The 24,165-nt window shown below is 36.8% G+C and carries 21 protein-coding genes; 11 read left to right on the top strand and 10 right to left on the bottom strand.

Going from position 1 to position 24,165, the window contains the following annotated elements:
• Nucleotides 1-30: 30 nt before the first annotated feature.
• From ACPF63_RS13230 to pnuC, 5 genes are all read right to left on the bottom strand, one after another.
• Nucleotides 31-2,640 carry a TonB-dependent receptor domain-containing protein gene (locus tag ACPF63_RS13230; RefSeq protein WP_077414946.1) on the bottom strand — a complete coding sequence of 870 codons (2,610 nt, stop codon included), beginning with the start codon at nt 2,638-2,640 and terminating at the stop codon, nt 31-33.
• A 134-nt stretch (nt 2,641-2,774) separates the two neighbouring features.
• A complete protein-coding gene (mltG, locus tag ACPF63_RS13225) occupies nt 2,775-3,800 on the bottom strand; it encodes an endolytic transglycosylase MltG (RefSeq protein ID WP_077414944.1) in 1,026 nt (341 codons plus the stop codon).
• Nucleotides 3,801-3,832: 32 nt separating this feature from the next.
• Entirely contained in the window at nt 3,833-4,600 is a 768-nt protein-coding gene (gene dapF, locus ACPF63_RS13220; protein WP_077414942.1) for a diaminopimelate epimerase, read from the bottom strand.
• A gap of 90 nt (nt 4,601-4,690) precedes the next feature.
• A complete protein-coding gene (locus ACPF63_RS13215) occupies nt 4,691-5,371 on the bottom strand; it encodes a hypothetical protein (RefSeq protein ID WP_047383550.1) in 681 nt (226 codons plus the stop codon).
• Nucleotides 5,372-5,375: 4 nt separating this feature from the next.
• Nucleotides 5,376-6,047 (bottom strand): nicotinamide riboside transporter PnuC, encoded by a 672-nt coding sequence (pnuC, locus tag ACPF63_RS13210; protein ID WP_180565558.1) that lies wholly within the window; start codon nt 6,045-6,047, stop codon nt 5,376-5,378.
• Nucleotides 6,048-6,211: 164 nt separating this feature from the next.
• Here pnuC and ACPF63_RS13205 point away from each other — a divergent pair, with 164 nt between their 5' ends.
• The 3 genes from ACPF63_RS13205 to hemN all read left to right on the top strand — a co-directional run bounded on the left by ACPF63_RS13205 (nt 6,212) and on the right by hemN (nt 10,346).
• Nucleotides 6,212-7,729: an amino acid permease gene (locus ACPF63_RS13205; protein ID WP_077414938.1), complete on the top strand. Its 1,518-nt coding sequence runs from the start codon at nt 6,212-6,214 to the stop codon at nt 7,727-7,729.
• Between the two features lie 48 nt (nt 7,730-7,777).
• The gene (locus ACPF63_RS13200) at nt 7,778-8,809 is read left to right on the top strand and encodes a WD40/YVTN/BNR-like repeat-containing protein (RefSeq protein ID WP_426480231.1); all 1,032 of its coding nucleotides are present in this window, start codon (nt 7,778-7,780) and stop codon (nt 8,807-8,809) included.
• Nucleotides 8,810-8,987: 178 nt separating this feature from the next.
• Nucleotides 8,988-10,346, top strand: coding sequence for an oxygen-independent coproporphyrinogen III oxidase (hemN, locus tag ACPF63_RS13195; protein ID WP_426480230.1), 1,359 nt, complete (start codon nt 8,988-8,990; stop codon nt 10,344-10,346).
• A 172-nt stretch (nt 10,347-10,518) separates the two neighbouring features.
• On the opposite strand, the gene ACPF63_RS13190 is transcribed toward hemN, so the two are convergent.
• Nucleotides 10,519-11,886: a PQQ-dependent sugar dehydrogenase gene (locus ACPF63_RS13190; protein WP_426480229.1), complete on the bottom strand. Its 1,368-nt coding sequence runs from the start codon at nt 11,884-11,886 to the stop codon at nt 10,519-10,521.
• Between the two features lie 217 nt (nt 11,887-12,103).
• Between ACPF63_RS13190 and ACPF63_RS13185 the strand changes: the two genes are divergently transcribed.
• From ACPF63_RS13185 to ACPF63_RS13175, 3 genes are all read left to right on the top strand, one after another.
• Nucleotides 12,104-15,013, top strand: coding sequence for a protein translocase subunit SecDF (locus ACPF63_RS13185; RefSeq protein WP_047383562.1), 2,910 nt, complete (start codon nt 12,104-12,106; stop codon nt 15,011-15,013).
• Between the two features lie 187 nt (nt 15,014-15,200).
• Nucleotides 15,201-16,448, top strand: a complete 1,248-nt coding sequence (locus tag ACPF63_RS13180; protein WP_077414930.1) for a TCR/Tet family MFS transporter — start codon at nt 15,201-15,203, stop codon at nt 16,446-16,448.
• A gap of 97 nt (nt 16,449-16,545) precedes the next feature.
• A complete protein-coding gene (locus tag ACPF63_RS13175) occupies nt 16,546-17,364 on the top strand; it encodes an arylamine N-acetyltransferase family protein (protein ID WP_426480228.1) in 819 nt (272 codons plus the stop codon).
• A 64-nt stretch (nt 17,365-17,428) separates the two neighbouring features.
• On the opposite strand, the gene ACPF63_RS13170 is transcribed toward ACPF63_RS13175, so the two are convergent.
• Together ACPF63_RS13170 and ACPF63_RS13165 are read right to left on the bottom strand one after the other, a co-directional pair.
• Complete coding sequence (locus tag ACPF63_RS13170) at nt 17,429-18,121, bottom strand: hypothetical protein (protein ID WP_426480227.1); 693 nt, start codon at nt 18,119-18,121, stop codon at nt 17,429-17,431.
• Nucleotides 18,122-18,181: 60 nt separating this feature from the next.
• Nucleotides 18,182-18,379, bottom strand: a complete 198-nt coding sequence (locus tag ACPF63_RS13165; RefSeq protein WP_426480226.1) for a hypothetical protein — start codon at nt 18,377-18,379, stop codon at nt 18,182-18,184.
• A gap of 458 nt (nt 18,380-18,837) precedes the next feature.
• Here ACPF63_RS13165 and ACPF63_RS13160 point away from each other — a divergent pair, with 458 nt between their 5' ends.
• From ACPF63_RS13160 to ACPF63_RS13145, 4 genes are all read left to right on the top strand, one after another.
• Nucleotides 18,838-19,179: a Sec-independent protein translocase subunit TatA/TatB gene (locus ACPF63_RS13160; protein ID WP_047376773.1), complete on the top strand. Its 342-nt coding sequence runs from the start codon at nt 18,838-18,840 to the stop codon at nt 19,177-19,179.
• A gap of 2 nt (nt 19,180-19,181) precedes the next feature.
• Nucleotides 19,182-19,748: a phosphatase PAP2 family protein gene (locus tag ACPF63_RS13155; protein WP_077414924.1), complete on the top strand. Its 567-nt coding sequence runs from the start codon at nt 19,182-19,184 to the stop codon at nt 19,746-19,748.
• On the top strand, nt 19,745-20,557 hold the full coding sequence (locus ACPF63_RS13150; protein ID WP_077414922.1) for a tetratricopeptide repeat protein: 813 nt from the start codon (nt 19,745-19,747) through the stop codon (nt 20,555-20,557). Before ACPF63_RS13155 ends, ACPF63_RS13150 begins: the two co-directional genes overlap by 4 nt.
• Before the next feature lie 92 nt (nt 20,558-20,649).
• Nucleotides 20,650-21,102 carry a tRNA (cytidine(34)-2'-O)-methyltransferase gene (locus ACPF63_RS13145; protein ID WP_077414920.1) on the top strand — a complete coding sequence of 151 codons (453 nt, stop codon included), beginning with the start codon at nt 20,650-20,652 and terminating at the stop codon, nt 21,100-21,102.
• Between the two features lie 68 nt (nt 21,103-21,170).
• Here ACPF63_RS13145 and ACPF63_RS13140 read toward each other — a convergent pair whose 3' ends face one another.
• Complete coding sequence (locus tag ACPF63_RS13140; RefSeq protein ID WP_047376769.1) at nt 21,171-21,644, bottom strand: 23S rRNA (pseudouridine(1915)-N(3))-methyltransferase RlmH; 474 nt, start codon at nt 21,642-21,644, stop codon at nt 21,171-21,173.
• Between the two features lie 331 nt (nt 21,645-21,975).
• On the opposite strand from ACPF63_RS13140, the gene ACPF63_RS13135 reads away from it, so the two are divergent.
• Nucleotides 21,976-22,989 (top strand): YihY/virulence factor BrkB family protein, encoded by a 1,014-nt coding sequence (locus ACPF63_RS13135; protein ID WP_426480225.1) that lies wholly within the window; start codon nt 21,976-21,978, stop codon nt 22,987-22,989.
• Here ACPF63_RS13135 and nhaA read toward each other — a convergent pair.
• Nucleotides 22,986-24,164: a Na+/H+ antiporter NhaA gene (nhaA, locus tag ACPF63_RS13130; RefSeq protein WP_426480224.1), complete on the bottom strand. Its 1,179-nt coding sequence runs from the start codon at nt 24,162-24,164 to the stop codon at nt 22,986-22,988. The two genes, ACPF63_RS13135 and nhaA, sit on opposite strands and share 4 nt — an antisense overlap.
• Between the last annotated feature and the right edge of the window lies 1 nt (nt 24,165).

The raw sequence follows: 24,165 nt of genomic DNA, 5'->3' as shown, positions 1-24,165 counted from the left end.
CGAAAAGTAATTTTCGGGATTTTTGTTGTATTACATCGGACCGCCTTGCTGGTCGTCTCCGGCTGCATTGGAATTGATATCCTTTTTCTTTTTAGGCTGATCTACTTTTTCACCCTGCTTAAATCTGTAGGTTAGAGAAATAGAAAACTGTCTTGGCTGCCACTGCATATAGTTTCTTCTTGTGTAATCCTCATTGAAACTAAGTACTTCTCTGCTTCTCGTATTGAAAATATCCTGAATATTGAAGGAAATGGTTCCGTCTCCTTTCCAGATCGTTTTGGAAGCACCAAGGTTCAGCGCGTACATATCCTGAGTATTCTGGTTGGCAGATTTCTGTGCTCCTCTATAGAATCCCTGTAACTGTACACTTAATGTTTTATCAAGTTTAAAGGTTGTATTAAGACGTGCTCTGGTAGAAAAACCATTTCCTGTAAAATCCATATTTCGGGTTTGCTGCAACTTATTTTTATCAAGAGCATCATAATAAGCAATTCCGGTGGTTTTATAGCCGAACATGTCTAAGCTACCCATTATTTTTAGCCACGCAAAAGGATCATAGGTAAAGTTAAGATCCAAACCATAACGTTCATCATTTCCAAGGTTGATAGGTTTTGTATAGAATACTCCCAGACTTTCATCAGGTCTGTACACTAACATTTTAGTATCATCAGTGGCGTGTCTGTAGTATAGGGTAGGATTAATAGTAAACTTTTTTCTTGTAATATTATACCCTACTTCAAATGAATCTACATATGATGGGTTAAGATCTATGTTTCCTTCAAAAATATTCTGACTGTTGCTGTAATTCGGGAAAGGAACCATGAAGAAAGATCTTGGCCTGTCTATTCTACGGGAATAATTAACCAAAATCTGATTGTTCTTAGATACATCATAGCTTAAGAATATACTCGGAAATAAATTGTTGTAGTTCTTTGTTTTATTTAATTGTGGATCATTAGGATTTTGATTGATGTAATTGATCTTTACATTGGAAAGCTCATCTCTTAAACCAAGCTGATAAGCAAATTTTTCTCCGATTTTACTTTTAAACTGTAAATAGAAAGCATTGAAGATCTCTCTGTAATCCGTATCGTTATTATAGTTCGGGATATAAGGATTATTGGAAGTACTGCTTACAAAATTATTATAAGTATTATCATTCACATCCAATCTGTATCCTGCTTCAAGTTTAGATTTTTCTCCTATTGGTAATTCATAATCAGCTTTACCAATAATCGTTTTACTTACAGAATGTCTTCTGGTAATATCCTGTACATCAGGAAGCAGGTCATTGGTCTCAAGAATATTTGCATTATTATTACTTCTGTTTCTCTGTAAACTTAATGATACGGATAAATTCTGACCATTATCATCAAATTTGTGGTCTAAACCTACATCTCCCTGGAAGGCAAGATTATTAAATATCGTTTTAGAATCTCTTTGTCCGTAAGGGTTTAATAATTGCCATGTTCCTGCAGTTCCATTTGGATCTGACGGGTCTTTGAAAAATCTGTGAAAACTATCATAAGTCTGCAAAAGTTCATTGCCATCTCCTTCAAATGTTCTGACCAATCCTGTTACATTAATCGATGTTTTGTCAGACAGATCATACACAAAACCCGCGCTTACATTATAATTTTTATTATAGGTTTTACTGGTAGAATTTTGCAGCTGATGTACAAGAACATCATTTGGCTGGGTATTAGGAAAAATCTTAGGAAAAGTAATATTGTGATAAGTCGTTTCTGAATTATTTTTAGTTTTGTTTTCCGTGTAGCCTCCTCCGCCGTTTACAAACCATGTCCAGTTATTTTTTCTCCAGCTCAGATTGGTATTAAGCGAGGTTCTTGGGAAATATCCTAATGACCCTACAACACTACCGTTAAATCCTATTTTTTTGTTCTTTTTAAGGATGATATTAAGGATACCGGAAGTTCCGCTTGCTTCAAATTTAGAAGAAGGGTTGGTAATGACTTCAATTCTTTCAATCTGATCAGCCGGGATACTTTGTAAGGCATTGGCACCATCATCTATTCCCAGAAGAGCAGAAGGTTTTCCGTTGATCAGAAATTTTACATTGGTACTTCCCCTCATAGAAACCGTTCCGTCTGTATCTACAGAAACTGAAGGAACGTTGGTCAATACATCCTGAAGACTTCCTCCTTTACTCACGATATCCTGTGAAGGATCATATGTTTTCTTATCAAGTTCTACTTTATAAGGCTTAGCTGCTGAAGCGGTGATTACAACACCCTGGATTTCTTTTGTTTTTCCATCAATGGTTGTAGCCGCTTCTGGCTCTATAGATAATGCCCCGATATTACCCGCTATTGCAATATTTTTGCTGACTACACTCTTTTTGTAATCAATAGCTTCTACGGTGATATCATAATCTCCCGGTATAAGTTCAAGTTTATACTGCCCCTTTTCATCTGTCAGTACAGCATCGCTTAATGCCTTGTTTACTTTATTGCTGAATGTTACAGAGGCATAGGGAACCGGTTGGTTTTTTTTGTTGACAATGATTCCTGAAACTCCAGCCTTCTCCTGTGCAAAAGCCATCGCCGCGGCTGAAAGTACTAACGTAAGTCCTAAAGTTTTTCTGGTGAAAATATTGACAATTTCTGTCTTATTCTTCATAGGTTATTTTTTTGTATAAAATCGTAAAAGGATAACCCATAATATTTCGAATATCTATATCAATTTGATTTTCAAAATATTATGATTGTTTATTGTTTTTCTAACTGTATAAATTTTTAGGTGCTTTTCTAAACTTATTTTATATTTTTTGAGTTGAGCCAGTCCTGGTAAGCCTTTGCATTTACAGCATGTTCTTCAGCACTTGCCGTAAACTTATGGTATCCAAATCTTGCCGGATCAGCACACATAAATATATAATTGTTGTTTTCTGCATTTAAAACAGCATCAATCGAATTTTTATCCACTACACAGATGGGGCCCGGAGGAATACCTGCGTTTGCATAAGTGTTGTAAGGTGATGGTGTAGACAAATGCTTATATAATACTCTTTTAATAGATTCTTTAAAATTAGTCTGCTTATTAATTGCGTAGATCACCGTAGGGTCAGACTGAAGTTTCATTCCTTTCCTGTAACGGTTTAAATACAATCCGGCAATGGTTTTCATTTCATCCTTTTTTCCTCCTGATTCCTTATAAACAATAGAAGCCAGTGCATAGATCTGATCTCTTGTAAGGCCAGACTGCTGTTCTTTGTTTTTTCTTTCACTCGTCCAGAAATCATTGTACTGATTTTCAAACTTTGCAAAAAATTCTCGTGGGCTTACAGTCCAGAAGAAATTATAAGTATCAATGAAGAAATATTTTTTTAAGTCTTCAACATTTTTATAGCCTTTCTCCTGTGCCACAGCATCCAGATCATTTATAAAATGTAACGAATCAATTTCCGTTTTTTTGGTCACCTTACCAATCATCTGATACATATCTCCAAAATCCCCGATTCTGTAAGAATTTGCCGTTTGGTTACCTGCTTTGATCATATTGACAAGGTTCTTATTTCCTGTTCCGCTCTGGATATGATAACGTCCCGCTTTAAAATTAGAATCAAGACCTTTTTCTTTAGCCACAGCTTCAAAAGATTCCCTGTCTTTAATATAAGGAGCAATAGAATCGAGGATCTGTTTAAAACCTGCTCTATGAGGAATCAGAACATAACCGTCTTTTTCTACGTTATTTCCTAAATATTTATTATAAAATCTCAAACCAAAAAATCCTGCGGCTACAAAAACCAGCAGAATGATAATGAGAATAGCTTTTTTCATTCTTATTAAATGTTGATTAAAAGTTTTTGTTTTTAAAGAAGATCTGTTTTACCTCTAAAAACTTGCTTTGCAGGACCTTCCAGCCAAATATTCTGGAATGTATCTCCGCTTTTTTCAGCATATACCTTAAGGTTTCCGCCTAAAGTTTTAACTTTTACAGAGGTTAGATTGTGTTTTTGAAGAAAAGTTAAAGCAGAAGCAGTAACCCCTGTTCCGCAACTGTAAGTTTCGTCCTCAACGCCTCGTTCATAGGTTCTTACAAAAATTTCATCATCAGAAATTTTTTCTACAAAGTTTACATTGATTCCTTTTTCTTTATAATTTTCTGAATTTCTGATCCCGTTTCCTTCAGTATACACGTTGTAATCGGGAAGATTTTCTACATATTTTACGTAATGTGGAGATCCTGTATTCAGAACAAAGTCATTTCCGTCTTGTGAAATGGTATTCACATTAATCATTTTCAATTTAATGATCCCGTTATGGATTTCAGCTTCATGCTCTCCGTCTGTTGCAATGAATTTGCATTTATCTTCAAAGATGTCAAGGAAAAAAGCAAAAGCTACAAGACATCTTCCTCCGTTTCCGCACATGGTACTTTCTCCTCCGTCAGAATTGTAGTAAACCATTTTGAAATCATAGTTCGGATCGTTTTCCAATAGAATAAGGCCGTCAGCACCTATTCCAAAACGTCTGTCACATAATTTTTCAATACTGTTTTTATCTTTAGTAAACTGCAGATCACGGTTGTCTACCATTACGAAATCATTTCCTGTTCCCTGATATTTATAAAATTCCATATTTTTTTGTCTAAATGAAGAAGCAAAATTAATATATTTAAAATGAAAAACGAACAGTGTTAACTGTTCGTTTCCTTATTTATAATCGTTTTATCTAAAGCCGCCTCCGCCGCTCTGTTGTCTGTTTGAACCACTGCTTTGGCCGCTGGAACTGTTTCTGAATCCACCGCCGGAAGATTCTGATCTGGTGCTGTTTTGGCTGCCGCTGTTTTGGTTTCTGAATCCACTGTTATTTTGGGTACTCTGACTATTCTGGTTACCGCTGCTTTGGTTTCTGAATCCGCTGTTACTGTTGGAATTTCTGAATCCGCTGTTGTTTTGGTTACCCTGATTGTTCTGATTACCATTGTTCTGGTTTCTGAATCCACTGTTACTATTGGAGTTTCTATTATTATTGAATCCTCCGTTATTATTGTACGAACCGTTACTATTCGTTGTACGGGTATTCTGGAATCCGTTTTGAGGTCTCGATGAAGAAGAAGATCTTCTTTCTACATAGACTTTTCTTCTGGAGTTATTATAATTGTCATAGTAATAAGGAATTCCATTATCATAGTAGTAATTAACGTTGTTTCTGTAATAATAGCCGTCATTACCATAATATCCTCCATTTCCGTAATATCCGGAAGGCGCATAGTAATATCCGTTGTTATAATAGGGATCTCCATATCCATAGTTTCCATTGCTTCCGTATCCGTCGGTATATGCTAAACAAGAGGTTAAGCTGGTAATAGCAAAAATACTGACTGCTATTTTGAATAAATTTTTCATGACTTTATTGTACTTTTTTTTCTTTAAAACTTTTTTTCCAATTGAGGTATCCTAAGATAGCCATTATAGTAAATACCAAATATTGAACCGAAGTGATTCCAAATCCCTTAAAAATCATCATAGGGATGCAGATAATATCTCCGATAATCCAGAAAATCCAGCTGTCAATGCGCTGTTTGGCCATCAACCACATTCCTACTAAAAATATTGAAGTGGTGAAAACATCCATCCAATTTGCCAAGTCCAGGTGATACAATCCTAAACTGGCTCCCTCCATAGAAAACTGATTATCAATATAAGGCTTATAATAATAAATAAGAGTAACCAGTGCCAGACTCAGTATGAAAAGTAGTGCAGCATGAGTCCATTCTTTTCGGGTGGCCCAGGTAACTTCTACATGAACATGATCTTCAGAATTTCTGGCCCATAGAACCCAGCCATAAATACTCATAACAGAATAATAGACATTGATTATGCAGTCTCCTAACAGCCCGGCATTGAAAAGAAGATATACGTAGATCAGAGTTGAAATAATGCCGGTAGGGTATACCCATATATTTTTCTTAATGGAAAAAAATACGCTGAGTATTCCGAAAATAGCACCTGATGCTTCCAATGTAATCTGTAAAGAATCATAGCTTTCATAAGGCTTTACAAAAAGATCATATAAATTCATGCAATCAAAAATAAGCAAAAATATGGACTTTTTAAAATGGATTATATAATATGTTGCTCAGGTTTTTAAAAACTTTATGTAAAATAAATGACGAAAGTTTAACGATAAACGTGGGAGTTCCTAAATTTTTTATATTTTCGTAAATCCTTAATAAATAAAAAAACATGTCGAAAATTTGGGTTAAAAAGCCACTAAGTGCCTATGAGGCAGATATGAAGAAAAGTGAGCTGAAGAAAGTCCTTGGAAAATGGAGTTTAACAGCAATTGGAGTGGGTGCTATCATCGGTGGTGGAATCTTTGTTCTTACGGGAACAGGAGCCTATTATCACGCAGGGCCAGCACTTGCCATTTCCTTTATCATAGCAGGTATTGCCTGTGTTTTTGCTGCATTGTGCTATGCAGAGTTTGCATCCATTATTCCTGTAGAAGGTTCAGCTTATGCTTATGCCTATGGAACGGTAGGAGAAATTTTTGCATGGGCCATGGGGTGGTGTCTCATCCTCGAATATGCCATGGCGAGTATGGCCGTTTCGGTGAGCTGGTCCGGATATTTTAACAAATTTTTGAAAATCTTTAATATTCATTTACCGGCTTATCTTACATCAGATCCTGCCAGTTATACAGGAGATGGTTTTTCAATGAACCTGCCGGCATTTATTCTTGTTCTTTTAATTACTGCATTATTGGTAAAAGGAACTAAAGAAGCAGCAGGGGCTAATAACCTGATTGTTTTGATGAAAACTTCTGCCGTTATTTTTGTAATTATTGCAGGAGTATATATTATTTTTTCTAATACTGATCTTTACAACGCTGTAGATGGTGTAAAAAACTGGAAACCTTTTATTCCGGATCAGGTACAGATCAGAAATTCTGAAGGAGATATGGTCTCTGCCTATGGTATTAAAGGAATTATTTCCGGTGCAGCAGCTATTTTCTTTGCTTATATTGGTTTTGATGCTGTTTCTACACAGGCAGGAGAAGCTATTAATCCTAAAAAAGATGTGCCTTTTGCAATTATTGCATCACTATTGGTGTGTACAGCGCTTTATATTTGTGTATCGCTTGTATTAACAGGGATGATGCATTATACAGACTTTAACCCTGAAGGTAAATATCCTGATGCAATCAAAGCGCCTGTAGCGTATGCATTTGAAATTGCAGGAAAGCACTGGGCAAGTAATGTAGTAACCATCGCCGCAACAGTAGGATTGATCTCTGTAGTAATGGTAATGATGATGGGGCAGTCAAGAATCTTCATCGGTATGGCAAAAGACGGATTGATTCCTAAATTTTTCGGAGAACTTCACCCAAAAACAAAAACACCTTACAAAGGAATTATTTTGTTGGGAATTGTAGTGGCTTTGATCGCAGCATTTACTCCAATTTCAACATTGGCAGATATGACAAGTTTTGGAACCCTGTTTGCATTTACATTGGTTTGTATTGCCGTTTGGGTAATGAGAAAAAAAGAACCTAATTTGATCAGACCTTTCAAAGTTCCGGCTTACAAAATAGTGGTGGCATTGGGAGTGTTTATCAATATCTATTTGATATTTAACTTAAGTGCTCATGCATTGGAACTTTCTGCTGTATGGTTGTTCTTAGGAGGTTTGGTGTATTTCCTTTACGGAAAATCAAACAGTAAACTTAATAATCCTGAAAAATATCAGAACCAAGATTAATAATAATATAAACCGCTTCGGCGGTTTTTTTTGTCCCAATACTATTATATGAAAAAGTTTTTTTCCATTTTATTCCTGTCCGCAGGACTTACAGCATTTTCCCAGCAAGTGGAAAGTTTTGAAACCATTCTTAATGATAAAATCAGTATCAGAGCGCTGGAATTATATGACAATAAGGTCTGGTATAGCGGTACAGATTCCAAATTCGGGTTTGTAGATCTGAAAGATTATAAAAATCAGAAGCAGATAAAACTGTCTGAGGAAAAGCTTCAGTTCAGAACGCTGGCACAGGATAAAACCTCTTTTTATGCCATCAACATTGAAAGCCCTGCTTACTTCTTTAAAATTGATAAGAAAGATCTGAAATCACAGATTGTCTTTAAAGATACTGTTAAAACCGCTTTCTATGATGCTTTACATTTTGTAAAGGATGGATATGGTATAACGTTCAGTGATCCTGATAAAAATCTTTTGATGAAGCTGGCACTATTATTCCCTCACAAGAAAATGTACGATGTGTGGAATCCTCCAATGGGTAATCACGAGGCAGTAAGACTTAAGGAAGGGGAAGCCGCATTTGCTGCCAGCAATACAAATATTGCTTCCTACAAGGATATTCTCTGGATTGCAACGGGTGGGAAAGCTTCCAGGATCTTTAAGCAGAAGGGATTGGACTGGAAGATTATAGAAACACCTTTCATTCAGGGAGAATCTTCACAAGGAATGTATTCTATCGATTTTTTTGAAGACCGTTTCGGGATTGCAGCAGGAGGGGATTATACCAGGCAGGATGCCAATGTGAACAATATTGCAACCACTACTGATGCTGGTGAGACCTGGCAGATTCAGGCTTCAGGACAGAATGCGGGATATACAACCTGTGTGAAAATTAAGCCCGGATCAAAAGGAAAAGAAATCATTGCAGTTGGAGACAAGCATGTCAGCTATTCTTCAGATTTTGGAAAGACATGGAAGAAAATTTCTGATGAGAAAGGCTTTTTCGTCTGCCAATGGATTGATGGGAGCAATGTAGTTTTTGCCGGAAATAATAAAATCGCGGTCATGAAATTAAAATTTTAAATATCAGGAATAGAATTTATCACTATTTGCCAAAAGCCTGGCCATACGTATTTAGACTCATTATAAAATAGAACCTAATATAATTCATAGGTTAAAATTCATAACTAATGGTTAATTTTGTAAGATGAAATTTTAATGGTGTTAAATTTCATACTCTTATAAAATTTTAAATTTCAAAATGAACTCTTTAATAGATAAGTACAATATTCCCGGACCGCGTTACACTTCTTATCCTACCGTTCCGTATTGGGATGAATCTACATTTTCACCGGAAAAATGGAAGGAAACTGTAATCAGGTCTTTTCATGAGAGTAATGCAGAGGAGGGGATTTCTATTTATATCCATTTGCCTTTCTGTGAGGCTTTGTGTACGTTCTGTGCATGTCATAAACGTATTACCAAACAACACAGTGTTGAAGTGCCTTATCTGGAAAGTGTTTTGAAAGAGTGGAAACTTTATCTTGACCTTTTCAACGAAAGACCTAAACTGAAAGAATTACACTTAGGAGGCGGAACTCCTACATTTTTCTCTCCTGAGAACTTAAAAACATTATTGGAGGGAATTTTTTCAACTGTAGACATTGCGGAACATCCGGAATTTTCTTTTGAAGGGCATCCAAACAATACAACGAAAGAACATCTTCAGACTTTATACGACCTCGGTTTCAGAAGAGTAAGCTTTGGCGTTCAGGATTATGATCCTAAAGTTCAGAAAGCAATCAATAGAATTCAACCCTTTGAAAACGTGAAAAATGTTACAGAATGGGCAAAGGAAATTGGTTACAGAGGAATCAGTCATGATCTTGTATTCGGACTGCCACATCAGAATTGGGAGGCGATGGAGCACACGATCAGAAAAACAATGGAGCTGAAGCCGGACAGACTTGCCTTCTACTCTTATGCACACGTTCCATGGGTGAAAGGAGTTGGGCAGAGAGGTTTTGATGAAAATGACCTTCCAAGCGGAGAAGAAAAACGCCGTTTGTACGAAGATGGTAAAAGATTGCTTCAGGATTTAGGATATATTGAAGTAGGGATGGATCACTTTTCTCTTGAACATGATGATCTGTATCAGTCTTTGATTCATAAAAAACTTCACAGAAACTTCATGGGGTATACTTCAAGCAAAACCCAGCTGATGGTAGGACTTGGTATGTCTGCCATTTCAGATTCATGGTATGCTTTTGCCCAGAATGTAAAAACGGTTGAGGAATATCAGAAAATGGTTGAAGAAGGTGAGATCCCTGTTGTAAAAGGACACGTTCTGAGTGAAGAAGACCTGACTGTAAGAAGACATATTCTGAATCTGATGTGCCAGCTTGAAACAACTTTTGATATCAACAATTCTTTCCCGGAGCTTGAAAACGCTTTGGAAATGTTGAAAGAAATGGAAAATGACGGACTGGTTGAGATTAATGGGACAGAAGTTAAAATTACAGAAGCCGGAAGAGCATTCACAAGAAATGTAGCCATGGTTTTTGACCTGAGAATGATGAGAAATAAGCCTGAAACAAGGATTTTCTCAATGACAATATAAATCAAAAGCGGTTCAGATCTGAACCGCTTTTTTTATTAGCCAGGTAGTTTATTGCTATGTTCGCAAAGCTACTGTGTTTAGCAAGATTTTTTTGCTAGTGAAACGCCTTTGCGCCCTTTTCATAGAATTGTAAAAATCTTAGCGTTTCGCTTGCGTTAACAACAAACTATAATTATTTAATAATCAATTTCTGACTGTAAGACTTCTGTTCTCCGGATTTTAGATTAATATAGTATACTCCGGTTGGTATATGTGAAATATCAATGCTTTTGCCCTGACTGATCTGATCTGTTTCCAATACTTTTCTTCCTTCTGCACTGATAATTTCCAGGGTTGCTTTTTTATCCATAATGCCATCAATGAAAATTTCTTTTGAAGCAGGATTAGGATAAATTTTTACGGTTCCTAAAGTACTTTCCTGAGTTCCTAAAGTCCCTGTGGATATTTTAAAAATTTTCCCACTGTTCACTGCAGCTACGTACAGTCCTTTCTGATAATCCTCTCCGAAAGTAGAAAAATTATTTCCGGAATAAGGACCCGTCCAAGTGATGGCGTTATTGCTATCCAGAATTCCGATTTGAGTAGAGCAGTAGTCTGCAAAAAAATATTTCCCCTGAAGTGACGGATATTGAGCTCCTCTGTAAACATAGCCACCCGTGATAGAACATTTTCCGCCTGAATGATCATAAACTGCAATAGGAAAGGTCATGGTAGACTGTGCAGCACATCCTGCTGTATTATAGGCATTATTTCCTTCATAGCAGCGCCAGCCATAGTTCAAGCCGGCTTGTGTTATAGGCATTTTATTGATTTCTTCTATGGCGCCCTGGCCTACATCTGCAATCATCGCATTTCCGGTGGTCAGATCAAAGGAAAATTTCCATGCATTTCTGAGACCATAGGCCCATATTTCATCGGCACCAGCTACTCCGGCTCCGGCAAAAGGATTATCAGGAGGAATGTTGTAAGGACCAGTAGCATCCACATCTATTCTCAACATTTTTCCAAGCAGAACATTTTTGTTTTGAGCATTATTGTTGGGGTCGCCACCACTTCCTCCGTCTCCGGTGATGATCCAGAGTTTTCCGTCAGGAGCAAAATGAATACTTCCTCCATTGTGATTGTCGAATGGTTTGGGAATGTTGAGCAGGATTTTTTCAGAAGCAGGATCAGCCACGTTAGGATCAGTTGAACTGACACTGTATCTTGCAACAATGATATTGCCTGCCGGGTTGTTATAATACACAAAAAAATACCCGTTGGTAGGATATTGTGGGTGAAAAGCAAGTCCCAGAAGACCTCTTTCACCACCAAAAATAATTTTTGAACCGATGTTCAGAAAATTAGTGGGATTAATTGTCCCGTTAGGTTGAATAATTTTAATAATTCCGTTCTGTTGAACAACAAAAAGCCGGCTGTCATTGGCGTTTGTAATCTCTACCGGGCTGGTAAGTCCGGTGGCAAATTCTTCCAAATTAATGCTTTGAGAATTAGCAATTAAGGAAGAAAAAATACTAATGGCAAAAAGTAGTTTTTTCATAATATTGTGAGAGTTAGTGTGTTGAGAAAGTGAATGAAAATTTTATACCAATCGAATTTTGAAGACTTCATTATGATACTAAGAAAAAATTGTTAAATCTTAAATAGAACTCAGAATACCAATATATCTGAAAATAAACCATTTCTGTTGTTAAAAATTCATAAAATACAAGAAAATCATTATATTTGCCGACTTAATTTAACGTAGTTATAACAAAATGCAAGGAAAAGGACTTATTACAATTGTCGCTATTGTACTAGGGTTGATTTGCTTAAACGAGCTATTACCAACATGGTACGCCAGCAAAATTGAAAAGCAGGCAACTGCTATTGCAGGAGACAATCCGGAGAAGTATCAGAAAGAAATTGCTAGACTTTCTAAGGATACTTTGAATCTAGGATTCACAAAACTTTATTACACTAAAGCCAAAGACAAGGAAATGAAACTTGGTCTTGACTTGAAAGGAGGGATCAACGTTCTTTTGGAAATCAACCAAAGAGATCTTGTGAATGATTTAACAAATTATTCTACAAATCCTGTTCTTATTGAGGCTTTAAACAAAACTGATGAAGCACAGAAGAATTCTACAAAAGCTTACATTGATAATTTCTTCGAACAATTCGATGTAGTGAACAAAGCTAAAGGTACAAACCTTAAGTTGGCAGATCCGGAAATTTTCGGAAATACTACACTTACCGAGGTGAAGTACAACACTCCTGATGAGCAGGTAAAAAGCATTGTTAAAAGAAAAATTGATGCATCTGTAGGAACAGCTTTTGAGGTAATCAGAACGAGAATTGATAAAATGGGTGCTGTGCAGCCAAACGTTCAGAGAGTACCTGGAACAGCTAGAATTTCTGTGGAAATGCCTGGTATGAAGGACATCGATAAAGTGAAGAAAATGCTTCAGACTTCTGCAAAACTTCAGTTCTGGGAAGTACAGCAGGTTCCTGAGATTGCGCCTTATTTCCAAACTTTGACAACTATGGTTGCTACAAAAGGAGATTCTATGGGAGTAGCAAAGAATGTGAACTTCATGAGCCTTTTACAGCTTGACAAATTAAGAACGAATGGTGTTGCTAACGTAAAATTATCCGATACAGCTGTTGTAAATAAAATTTTAAACAGTAAGGTTGGTCAGTCTTTACGTCCGTCTAACATTAAATATACACAGTTCATGTGGGGTTACAAGCCTGAAGCTACAGATGCTGAAAGCTTAGTCCTGTATGCAATCAGAGGTAACATCAACCAAAAAGCTCCGGTAGACGGTGCGGTAGAAACTGCAAACATCAGCTATGATGAGCTGAGCAGAGTAGTGGTAGATATGCAGATGGATTCCAAAGGAGCAAAAGACTGGAAAACATTAACTGAGAAAAACGTTGGTAAGCCGGTTGCTGTAACGCTTGACGGTAGAGTATACACTGCACCAAACGTTGTAAATGCAATCCCGAACGGTAGAACCCAGATCTCTGGTAACTTCTCTCAGGAAGAAGCTAAAGAATTGGTAGACGTTTTAGGAGCAGGTAAATTACCGGCAGGTGCAAAAGTAGTTCAGGCTACAGTTGTAGGGCCTTCATTAGGACAGGAATCTATTGATGCTGGTGTGATGTCATTCGGTATCGCATTCTTATTAATTATTGCTTATATCATTTTCTACTATGGTGGAGCTGGTGTTTATGCAGTAATTGCAATGATCATCAACCTATTCTACATTTTCGGAATTATGGATTCCGTAGATGCTACACTTACGCTTCCTGGTATCGCAGGTATTGTACTTACAATGGCCATGGCGGTAGATACGAACGTAATTATCTATGAAAGAACTAAAGAAGAGCTTTTCGCAGGAAAAAGTATTCTTGAAGCATACAAAGACGGTTTCAAACATGCATTAAATGCAATTGTTGATGGTCACTTAACGACATTATTGACGGCAGGTGTACTATTCCTTTTCGGAACTGGACCTATCAAAGGTTTTGCATTAACATTAGGAATCGGTATCTTGATGACATTCTTTACTTCGGTATTGATCTCAAGAGTAATGATCTTCTCCAGACTGAATAAAGGAAAACACCTTTCTGTTTGGACAGGTGCTACAAAAAATCTTTTCAGAAATACCTGGATCGATTTTATTGGAAAAAGAAAATATGCTTACATCATTTCGGGTGTTTTAACTATTGTTTGTATCGCATCTATTGCAATCCACGGATTCAAATATGGTATCGACTTTACAGGGGGTAGAAATTATGTGGTAAGATTTGATAAAGCAGTAAATGCTGAAGATGTTGAAGCTAGCTTAGTAAAAATGTTCCAGACTGAGGATGGTAAAAATTCTTCAGTAGAAGCTAAAACTTTCGGTAATGACAAGCAGTTGAAAATCTCTACAGATTACCTTATCGAAGACGAATCTTTGAAAGCTGACCAGACTGTTGAGCAGAAATTGTATGACGGATTAAAATCCAGCTTACCTGCAAACATGACCTTAAAAGATTTCAAATCTGCAGATAAAGATCACTCAGGAATTATTTCTTCTGAGAAAGTAGGACCTACTGTAGCAGACGATATCAAGACACACGGTATTCTTGCTGTAGTTGCAGCATTAGCAGGTATTTTTATCTATATCTTGGTAAGATTTAGAAAATGGCAGTTCTCCCTTGGTGCTGTTGCCGCGTTATTCCACGATGCTGTTATCATTTTGGGGGCTTATTCATTACTTCATAAGTTTATGCCGTTCAACATGGAGATCAATCAGGATTTCGTTGCTGCGATTCTTACTGTATTAGGGTACTCAATCAATGATACGGTAATTATCTTCGACAGAATTAGAGAATACTTGAGAGAGAAAAAATCTTTAACATTAGCGGGTCTGTTTGATGACTCTATCTCAAGTACATTGGGTAGAACATTCAACACCTCATTTACTACAATTCTGGTTATCCTTGCGATCTTTATTTTCGGTGGTGATAACTTGAGAGGATTCATGTTTGCGATGTTAATTGGTATTGGATTCGGTACGTATTCATCTATCTTTATTGCGTCTGCAATTGCTTATGACTTCCTGAAAACAGGAAAAGAAGAAGAGGTACATGGAAAAACCACTTCTACAAAAGAAGAACTTGCTTCAAAGTAATACAAACTACAATAAATTAATAAAGACCGTTTCGAAAGAGACGGTCTTTTTTTTGCTAAATATCTGCTTTTTTTTTATTCCTTATAAATACTAAAAAGCAAATTGAGTGTATTATTAATGTTATACTTCTTTAATACAATGAAATTTAGAACCATTATTTTTAAGATTTGATTAATTTTGCACCATCATGGAAAATTCAAGGAAAAAAGCGGCTATAGGCTTTATATTTATTACTTTACTGATAGATATTACAGGATGGGGAATCATCATTCCTGTTGTTCCCAAATTAATTGAGGAACTTATTCATGCAGATATTAGTGAAGCCGCAAAATATGGTGGCTGGCTTGGATTTGCCTATGCCTTTACCCAATTTATATTTTCTCCGCTTGTTGGAAACCTGAGTGATAAATATGGGCGTAGACCTGTGATCCTGATTTCTCTTTTCGGATTTGCCGTGGACTATATTTTCCTTGCACTGGCTCCCACAATCTGGTGGCTGTTTCTGGGAAGAATTATTGCCGGAATAACGGGCGCAAGTGTCACCACTGCCAGTGCCTATATTGCAGATATTTCGACGGATGAAGACAGAGCCAAGAATTTTGGACTGATAGGAGCTGCTTTTGGGCTCGGATTTATTATAGGTCCGGTTCTGGGCGGTGTACTTGGTCATTATGGTGCCAGAGTCCCTTTCTATGCTGCTGCGGGTCTATGTCTGCTTAACTTCCTGTATGGATATTTCATCCTTCCTGAAAGTTTGGATAAAGATAAAAGAAGAGAGTTTGACTGGAAACGTGCAAACCCTATAGGTTCATTTAAGTTTTTAGGTAAACACCCTGAAATTTCCGGACTTATTCTTTCCTTAATATTGATTTATATTGCAGGTCATGCCGTACAGAGCAACTGGAGTTTCTTTACAATGTATAAATTCAGCTGGACAGAAAGAATGGTAGGGATTTCATTGGGAGTAGTAGGTTTATTGGTTGGTCTCGTACAAGGTGGACTGATCAGATGGACTACTCCAAGGCTTGGAGAGCAGAAAAGTATTTACTACGGATTGGCTTTCTATGCCGTAGGAATGCTGCTGTTTGCTTTTGCCTCTGAAGGATGGATGATGTTTGTATTTTTGGTTCCCTATTGTTTAGGAGGAATCTGTGGACCGGCTTTACAGTCTGTCATCACAAAAAGTGTTCCTTCCAATGAGCAGGGTGAACTTCAGGGAGCGTTAACGAGTTTAATGAGTGCAACTTCAATTATCGGGCCTCCGATGATGACAAACCTGTTTTACTTTTTTACGCATGATGAAGCGCCATTCAAGTTTTCCGGTGCGCCTTTCTTTTTAGCATTTATTTTAATGGCGATCAGCGTTGTGATCACCTATTCTGCATTTCAGAAAAAAGGAAAAGAAAAAATAGAAAAGGATTTTCAGAAACAATAGATTTGTTCTATTCCGAACATATAGGTGGCTCTGGGTTCAATCTATTCGATAATTTTACAGAAGTAGTCTTTCTACTTTTTTAAACACAAAATAAATTATGAATACATTAGACCTGGAAAAATATTTCGAACGGATTCATTTCTCCGGAACGCCGGAAATGACTATGGAGGTATTGAAAACAATACACCGGCTTCATCCTAAACATATTCCTTTTGAGAATATTGACTCTTACACAGGAACAGTGCCTTCTCTGGATCTGGCGGATATTTTTAAAAAACTGGTTACAGAATCGAGAGGCGGATATTGCTATGAACAAAACTTACTTTTAAGCGAAGTTTTAAAACATTTAGGATTCAATGTAAAATTACAGCTTGGAAGAGTAGTGTGGGGGAGACAAGAAGACAGCCTTGCGGCACAGACTCATTTATTACTGATCGTTGATTTTGGAGGTGAAAAGTATGTTGTAGACTGTGGATTTGGGACAGCTACACTTACAGCACCTATTCTTTTAAATGAAGAAGAACCACAGCAAACACCCAACGGAATATTTAAAGTTTCCTATAAAGAAGAAACCTATACTCTCTGGATGCTGAAAGAACAATGGTTCCCGGTGTACCGCTTCATACCTGAACATGTAGAGCCCATTGATCTTACTATCTCTAATTGGTATTTGTCTACTCATCCGGATTCTCATTTTAAGAACAAACTGATCCTTTCAAAAGTAGATGAGAATGTCCGTTATACCTATACAGACCATGTCCTGAATATCCGGTCTGATCATGGTGAGAAAGAATCCATATCTATAGAAAATGATATGCAGTTGTATGAAATACTGATGAATACTTTCGGACTGAAAGAAAATGCAGTAGAAGTATTGAAATCAAAAATTGAAAACGGATCCCTTCAAAAGTCTTGATATAAAATACAAACGGGAAGCTCAGCAGGCTTCCCGTTTTTTTGAAATCTGACTTTTATGAAAATTATGGATAAAGAGATTTTGTCCCGTTACTTACAATATTGCTGCCCAATCCTGAGAATGATACAGAGAAATTGCTGCTATTAAAACTTAAAGAACCTGTAGGAGTACAAAGCCCCAGCGCATAACGGCATTGCCCGTAAGCTCCTGTTTTCTTTATAATCTTACTCTCACTTTTCGCTTTTCCTAAACTGATATATCCCCAATCGCTTACATCTGCATTGGAAACCGTAGAACCGGAATAATAAATCGTAATCTGATATCCGGTTTCACCTCTTTTGGATCCCCACAGCCAGCTTGCGGTCCACCATTGCTTATACCAGGTAGAAACTACTTTTGCTGCCTGATTGTTGTTGGATGCTTCCGAATTTCCACGTGAATCCATCATAATAAGGCCTCCGAAAATATTGTCCCAGATAATTCCCGAATCTTTGTAAAAACATAGTGTCGTAAATTTTCCGCTTTTGCTGTTCCACGTTATTTCCATAACATTAATCCCAGGTTTTACTTCTTCAGTGACCGCTTCTTTCAATCCCTGCTGAGCTGTTGTCAGGTCATCTCCGTGATATAAATCTCCAATTTTTCCAATCTTTACTGAAGACGGATCCATGATGTTTCCTGTTGCAATAAACTGGTCTTTGTCGGTGATCAGGCTTTTGGAAAGATCAATGCCTTTTTGGGTTGAAATTTTTCCCAATACCTTCACTGCTGCAATCTGCAGATCATTTTTCAGATAAGTTTCAAGGTTTTTACCGGATTAATTCAGTTGAAGCTGTACTGCTTCAGGAACAATTTGAGAGGAAAGAGGAGTAATCTCTTTTTTCAGGTCAGAGGCGGTTATCTTTGCCTGAATTGTTTCCTGCTGATCCATTTCACTGTTTTCATTCTGGCAGCTATTGAATGCCAATACCGATAATACGGCGAAAACTTTAAAAGTAGTCACTAGTTTTTTCATACTATATATTTATTTGATTGTGTATTATAAATATACTGAATTGTTATGTAATTCTCATTGTTTTGAATTAAGTATTTGTTAATTTATAGGTAATAGGTAATAGGTAATAGGTAATAGGTAATAGGTAATAGGTAATAGGTAATAGGTAATAGGTAATAGGGATTAGGGGGAATACTCTGTGAAATAGTAATGAAGGTTGATTGAAGTCAATAGTGAATTTTGCTTTGTAAGTGAGTGGTGAATTTTTGAAGGGAGAGTCTAGAATCTAGAGTCAAGATAATGGCAGCCTGGATAGAACCCGTAATAAAAGAAACCAGTAGCGAGAAACAAAGAACTAATAACCAGCAATTCTCAACTAAAAACACTGAACTTCCATTCTCATTTTACAAAATCTTAAAATTTGTTTAAATTTTTAGTTTACCATTCATAAATGCAATAATCTTTTGTAATTTTACAGGATGGAATTAAGCATTGGAGAAATGGCACTCATTGCCATTGCAATCGTTGTATTATTCGGACCGGATAAACTGCCTCAGATTGCGCGTGACTTAGGTGCAGGCGTGAGAAAAATGCGTGGAGCAGTAGAAGATATCAAAACTGAAATTATGAAGGAAACAGATAATCCTGTTTCTGAAATAAAGCGTGAGATTGAAAAGGTGAAAGATGCTGCCAAAGATTTCAACCCGATGAAAGATATCGAAAAAGATATTCTGACGGAACCGGGTACTCTTGCTTCTAATGAGCCTCCAAAACCGAAGCCTGCTGATGATGAGACTTATGAAGGACCTGTAAGCAGATAATCATGGAGGAGATCATTCAGGAAGATAAAAAGGTATTTCTATACCTTAATAATTTGGGCGATTCATCTTTCGATCAGTTTTGGATGCTGATCTCAAGTACCTGGATCTGGGTACCTCTTTATATTATTTTTCTTTATTTTTTATACAAAAATTATCAACTAAAAACTTTAGTTTTTATTCTCATATTTATAGCACTTGGGGCTGTCGTTTCAGATCAGCTGGCCAATATTTTCAAATATGGGGTAGCGAGGTTAAGACCTTGCCATGACCCTACTCTGGAGCATCATATGAGGATTGTGAAATGTGGCGGACAGTTTGGGTTTTATTCAGCTCATGCTTCCAATACCTTCTTTTTGGCAACATATTTAGGTATTTTATTGAAAAAGAAGATTAAATGGTTTCCTTATGCTATATTTGCATGGGCTCTGGTTGTTTCGTACAGCCGAATCTATTTAGGAGTGCATTTCCCAATTGATATTTTGGTGGGGGCGTTTGTTGGATCTTTATTGGGAGTGATATTTGGTGCACTCGCCAAAAAAGTGATCAATAAACAAACTATAACCTCATGAAAAAAACTTTATTATTAGTAACTTCCCTTTGTTTCTCTCTTAATTTCTATGCCCAGGATAAAAAACTGGCCGAAGACTGTTTTAATAAAGCGGACTATAAGTGTGCAGAAGAGCAATACTTAAAACTGGCTGAGAAAGAACAGATTCAAAAATTTCAGTCGGAATATTATGACTATCTCGGAACGGCTCAAAGAAGGCTGGGGAAAACGACTCAGGCTTTTAAATCTTATGATTCTGCGTTAAAAGCAAATCCTATGTCGGTTTCCGTTTATGCCAACCTCTCATCGCTTTACAGCCAGAAAGGAAATAAGGTAAAAGCACTGGAATATGTAGAAAAAGGATTGAAAGTGAATCCTGAAACTCCGGATTTATACCTTACCCGTTCCAAAATTTATGACAGCCAGGGAAAAAAGGATCTTGCCATCAAAGACCTTAATCAGATTCTGACTTTTGCACCTGATAATATTTTTGCAAAAACAGGACTGGCCAATCTGAAAAAAAATAATGGTGATCTGGACGGAGCTTTAAAAGATTACAATATACTTCTTTCTGAAAAACCGGAATCATTGCTTTACAACGGCCGTGCTGATGTGTATTTTAAAATGAAAAAATATAAAGAAGCACTTACCGATGCCAATAAAGCCATTTCCATAGATCCCAAATTTGCACAATCTTATGTGAGCAAAGCCATGATTCTGCTGGATACTTCCAAACTTAAGGAAGCCTGCGCAAATCTTGATAAAGCAGTTGCTTTAGGCTACGAAAAAACGGTGCTTACAGATTCCTATGCTAAATGTGGCAAGAAATAAATTGAAATTTATAATCCTGATTATTAAATTAAATCCAAACGAAAATATTAAACCTGGTTTAACTGTTTTTAAAAACGAATAAAGAGATAGAGATGTTGAATATTGTTCTTGTAGAACCCGAAATACCAAATAACACAGGAAATATCGGAAGATTATGTGTAGGAACCGAAAGCAGATTACACCTGGTTCACCCATTTGGATTTGTAATTAATGATAAAAACCTGAAGCGTTCCGGGTTGGATTACTGGGTACATCTCGATGTTTCTGAATATGCAGATATTGAAGAATGGATTGAACAGATCCCTGATCGGTCACGTGTTTTTTTAATGAGTTCACATGCTGAAAAATCATATCTGGAAACCGATTTTCAGGATGGGGATTGGTTGGTTTTCGGAAAAGAGAGTGTGGGACTGAGCAAAGAGGTTCTGGACCGTTTTGAAAATCATCTGACAATTCCTATGTCAAAACTGATCAGGAGTTTTAATATTGCCAATTCTGTTGCTTTTGTAGTGGGTGAGGCAAAAAGACAGATTGGTCTGAAATAAATATCAATACATAAAAGGAGGCTGTCTCAAAAGTCAAACTATTTAACTTTTGAGATAGCTCCTTTGTTTTAATCGTTATGATAAGGCTTACCCTGTAAAATCTGATCAGCACGGTAAAGCTGCTCAACAATAAACAGGCGGATCATCTGATGGGTAAAAGTCATTTTGGATAAAGACATTTTCTCATTTGCTCTGCTGTAAATCTCTTCAGAAAAACCATAAGCGCCTCCAATAAGAATGTGTACTTTTTTCACAGAAGAATTCATCCAGGTATCAATTTTCTGTGAAAATTCACGGCTGGTAAACTGTTTTCCTTTTTCATCAAGAATCACAACCAGATCATTTTTGTCGATATGATTTAAAAATAATTTAGCTTCTTCTTTTTTAAGAAGGTCAGGAGAGAGGTTTTTGGCGTTTTTAACATCTGGGATTTCTGTGATTTCAAAATTCCAGTGTTTAGGTAAACGGTTGAGGTAGTAATTAATTAGAGACGTAATTTCTTTATCGTCTGTTTTACCGATACAAAGTAAGCTGATTCGCATTGTAAGAAGTTTCAGAACGCAAAGATAGGGCTTCGCAGGGTAATGTTCAAAGTTTTGGGTTTAATGTTGCCGGTTGAGTAGTTGCTGGTTCTATCAAGATTGCCATTTTCTTGACTCTTGATTCTAGGTTCTTGGCTCTCTTCAAAATTCACCATTCACTTGCGAAGCAAAATTCACTATTGGCTTCAATAAACCTTCATTACTATTTCACAGAGTATTCCCCTAATCCCTGAGATCTGCCACCTGCTACCTAATTTCCGCCACCTATCACCCTCTATCTTTTCCTTATTTAATTTAATTCCCCTACATTTGTATAAAGACAAACAGATCGATGAGTGTAAAGGTTCCCAAATTTATTTTGAAGATTCAAGAGTTTTTTGACAGCATCCATATTCCTGTTTTGGGAATATCGCTATGGCAGATGTTTCAGATCTATATCTCCGGGATTTTCAAAGGAAAAATTGGTAGAAAAGCAGCTGCTATTTCCTGGAGCTTTACCATAAGTCTTTTTCCGTTTATTCTGTTTCTGCTTTCCGTTTTGCCTTATATGCCGCATTATGATAAACTGCAGTTCTATATTTTTGATGTGCTGATGCATAATGTTTTCCCTTCAAATATGGAAGGAGATGTAAGAGGATATATAGAAAGCAATATTATCCCAAATATGAGAGGGATCAGTAATCTGACCATTGTTCTGGCTCTTATTTTTGCCACGAATGGTACATTTTCCCTGATTAATGGATTTAATGAAAATACGGATGAGAAACTGAGTGACGTAAAGGAATTTATTCTTTCATTCTTTATTACAATAGGCTTTATTACCATTGTTTTTTTAGCACTTTTTGGGGTGTACTATGTGGAAGTTGTGATGAAGCTTTTTACACCGGCTTATGATATTTCCTGGCTTGTAGATAACCTCTCCAGTATTATTGGGTTCGTTTCTTTTCCTCTTTTTTATTTTATCCTTCTGACTTTGTTTTACTGGCTGGGCACTGTAAAAATTACAAGATTCCGACAGGCGGTTCCTGGAGCTATTTTAACCACGATATTGTTCGTTGTCACTACTTATATTTTTGCTATTTATGTAAAGGATATTGCAAGGTATAACGTGCTTTACGGATCTATCGGAAGTATGATTCTGCTGATGGTTTGGGTGAATGTGAATGTATATCTGCTTTTATTCGGAAATGAACTGAATATGGCCATCAGAAAGCTCAGAATTGAAAAACTGCTGTCCGATGAAATCCAGAGAGAAACCATACACTATCATACTCAGATTACAGAACCTGACTTTGATGGTGATGAAGAGCATAAAAGAAAACTGGAAACCCGAAAGAAAGATTAATTCTCTTCCAGTTCGGGATTTTCTTTTGAACTTATACTTAATATGGTAAATCCTGCAATAGCAGCTATAAAGGACGCAATCAAAATAGCAAATTTCGCTTCATCCTGAATAGGAATTTCTCCTTTAAAGGAAAGTAACGCAATAAAAATGGACATGGTAAACCCAATTCCGGCCAATAGACCTACACCAATCATTTGAAGCCAGTTGCTGTTTTGAGGCAGAGAACTAAGCTTTAATTTGATAGCAATGAGTGAAAACAGATTGATACCGATCAGCTTACCCAATACTAAACCGCAAATAATTCCCAATCCTAATGTACTTGTAACACCGGCAACCATTTCACTGGAAAAAGTGATATTGGTATTCGTTAAAGCAAATATAGGCATGATCAGAAAGCTTACCGGAATGTGAAGCTGATGCTCCAGTTTTTCCAATGGTGATATTTCTACATTGGAAGCGTTGGTAGGTATTGAAAATGCAAGTACAACACCTGCTATCGTGGCGTGAATTCCGGAGTGATGAAGGAAATACCATAAAAACAATCCGGGAATAATATAAAATATAGTTTTGGTTACTTTTAAAAAATTTAAAATAAACAGCAGGGCAGTCACTCCAAAAGACAATAAGAGATAGCTCCAATGGATTTGTTCAGTGTAGAAAATAGCAATCACAAGAATAGCTCCAAGATCATCTACAATAGCCAATGCAGCTAAAAATATCTTGATAGAATTGGGAATCTTTTTCCCCAGCATCGAAATAATTGCCAGTGAAAAAGCAATATCTGTAGCCATAGGAATTCCCCAGCCATTGCTGTACTCTGTTCCGGTATTGAAAATACTGTAAACCACTGCCGGAACAAGCATTCCGCCTACAGCGGCAAAAATAGGAAGCGAAGCATTTTTAAAGGATGAAAGCTCACCTTCTACAAGTTCCCGTTTTATTTCAAGACCTACCAGAAGGAAGAATACTGCCATCAATCCGTCATTGATCCAGATGCTGACAGGATATTCCAGTCCAAAAAGATGGGTACCCACTTCCTTGTCTAAAAAATACTGAAAGTTCTTTGCAGCAGATGAATTGGCAATAAGCAATGAAACAAGTACACAGAAAATAAGAATAATCCCTGAAGACTGGCTGTTGTTGAAAAATTTTTTAAAATAAAGAGATAAATTCATG

The organism is Chryseobacterium sp. R2ACT005 (genome assembly GCF_049949215.1).
Classification (GTDB): Bacteria; Bacteroidota; Bacteroidia; order Flavobacteriales; family Weeksellaceae; genus Chryseobacterium.
The sequence above is the reverse complement of the archived record's forward strand: the minus strand, read 5'-3'. Positions and strand labels throughout refer to the sequence as shown.

Bases quoted from the DNA above. Each gene is read 5' to 3' on its own strand.
- ACPF63_RS13190 (WP_426480229.1), bottom strand. From the start codon at position 11,886: ATGAAAAAACTACTTTTTGCCATTAGTATTTTTTCTTCCTTAATTGCT.
- ACPF63_RS13145 (WP_077414920.1), top strand. From the start codon at position 20,650: ATGTTGAATATTGTTCTTGTAGAACCCGAAATACCAAATAACACAGGA.
- ACPF63_RS13215 (WP_047383550.1), bottom strand. From the start codon at position 5,371: ATGAAAAATTTATTCAAAATAGCAGTCAGTATTTTTGCTATTACCAGC.
- mltG (WP_077414944.1), bottom strand. From the start codon at position 3,800: ATGAAAAAAGCTATTCTCATTATCATTCTGCTGGTTTTTGTAGCCGCA.
- ACPF63_RS13165 (WP_426480226.1), bottom strand. From the start codon at position 18,379: ATGAAAAAACTAGTGACTACTTTTAAAGTTTTCGCCGTATTATCGGTA.
- ACPF63_RS13140 (WP_047376769.1), bottom strand. From the start codon at position 21,644: ATGCGAATCAGCTTACTTTGTATCGGTAAAACAGACGATAAAGAAATT.
- nhaA (WP_426480224.1), bottom strand. From the start codon at position 24,164: ATGAATTTATCTCTTTATTTTAAAAAATTTTTCAACAACAGCCAGTCT.
- ACPF63_RS13135 (WP_426480225.1), top strand. From the start codon at position 21,976: ATGAGTGTAAAGGTTCCCAAATTTATTTTGAAGATTCAAGAGTTTTTT.
- hemN (WP_426480230.1), top strand. From the start codon at position 8,988: ATGAACTCTTTAATAGATAAGTACAATATTCCCGGACCGCGTTACACT.
- ACPF63_RS13200 (WP_426480231.1), top strand. From the start codon at position 7,778: ATGAAAAAGTTTTTTTCCATTTTATTCCTGTCCGCAGGACTTACAGCA.
- ACPF63_RS13230 (WP_077414946.1), bottom strand. From the start codon at position 2,640: ATGAAGAATAAGACAGAAATTGTCAATATTTTCACCAGAAAAACTTTA.
- ACPF63_RS13160 (WP_047376773.1), top strand. From the start codon at position 18,838: ATGGAATTAAGCATTGGAGAAATGGCACTCATTGCCATTGCAATCGTT.
- ACPF63_RS13155 (WP_077414924.1), top strand. From the start codon at position 19,182: ATGGAGGAGATCATTCAGGAAGATAAAAAGGTATTTCTATACCTTAAT.
- ACPF63_RS13185 (WP_047383562.1), top strand. From the start codon at position 12,104: ATGCAAGGAAAAGGACTTATTACAATTGTCGCTATTGTACTAGGGTTG.
- ACPF63_RS13175 (WP_426480228.1), top strand. From the start codon at position 16,546: ATGAATACATTAGACCTGGAAAAATATTTCGAACGGATTCATTTCTCC.
- ACPF63_RS13205 (WP_077414938.1), top strand. From the start codon at position 6,212: ATGTCGAAAATTTGGGTTAAAAAGCCACTAAGTGCCTATGAGGCAGAT.
- ACPF63_RS13150 (WP_077414922.1), top strand. From the start codon at position 19,745: ATGAAAAAAACTTTATTATTAGTAACTTCCCTTTGTTTCTCTCTTAAT.
- ACPF63_RS13180 (WP_077414930.1), top strand. From the start codon at position 15,201: ATGGAAAATTCAAGGAAAAAAGCGGCTATAGGCTTTATATTTATTACT.
- pnuC (WP_180565558.1), bottom strand. From the start codon at position 6,047: ATGAATTTATATGATCTTTTTGTAAAGCCTTATGAAAGCTATGATTCT.
- dapF (WP_077414942.1), bottom strand. From the start codon at position 4,600: ATGGAATTTTATAAATATCAGGGAACAGGAAATGATTTCGTAATGGTA.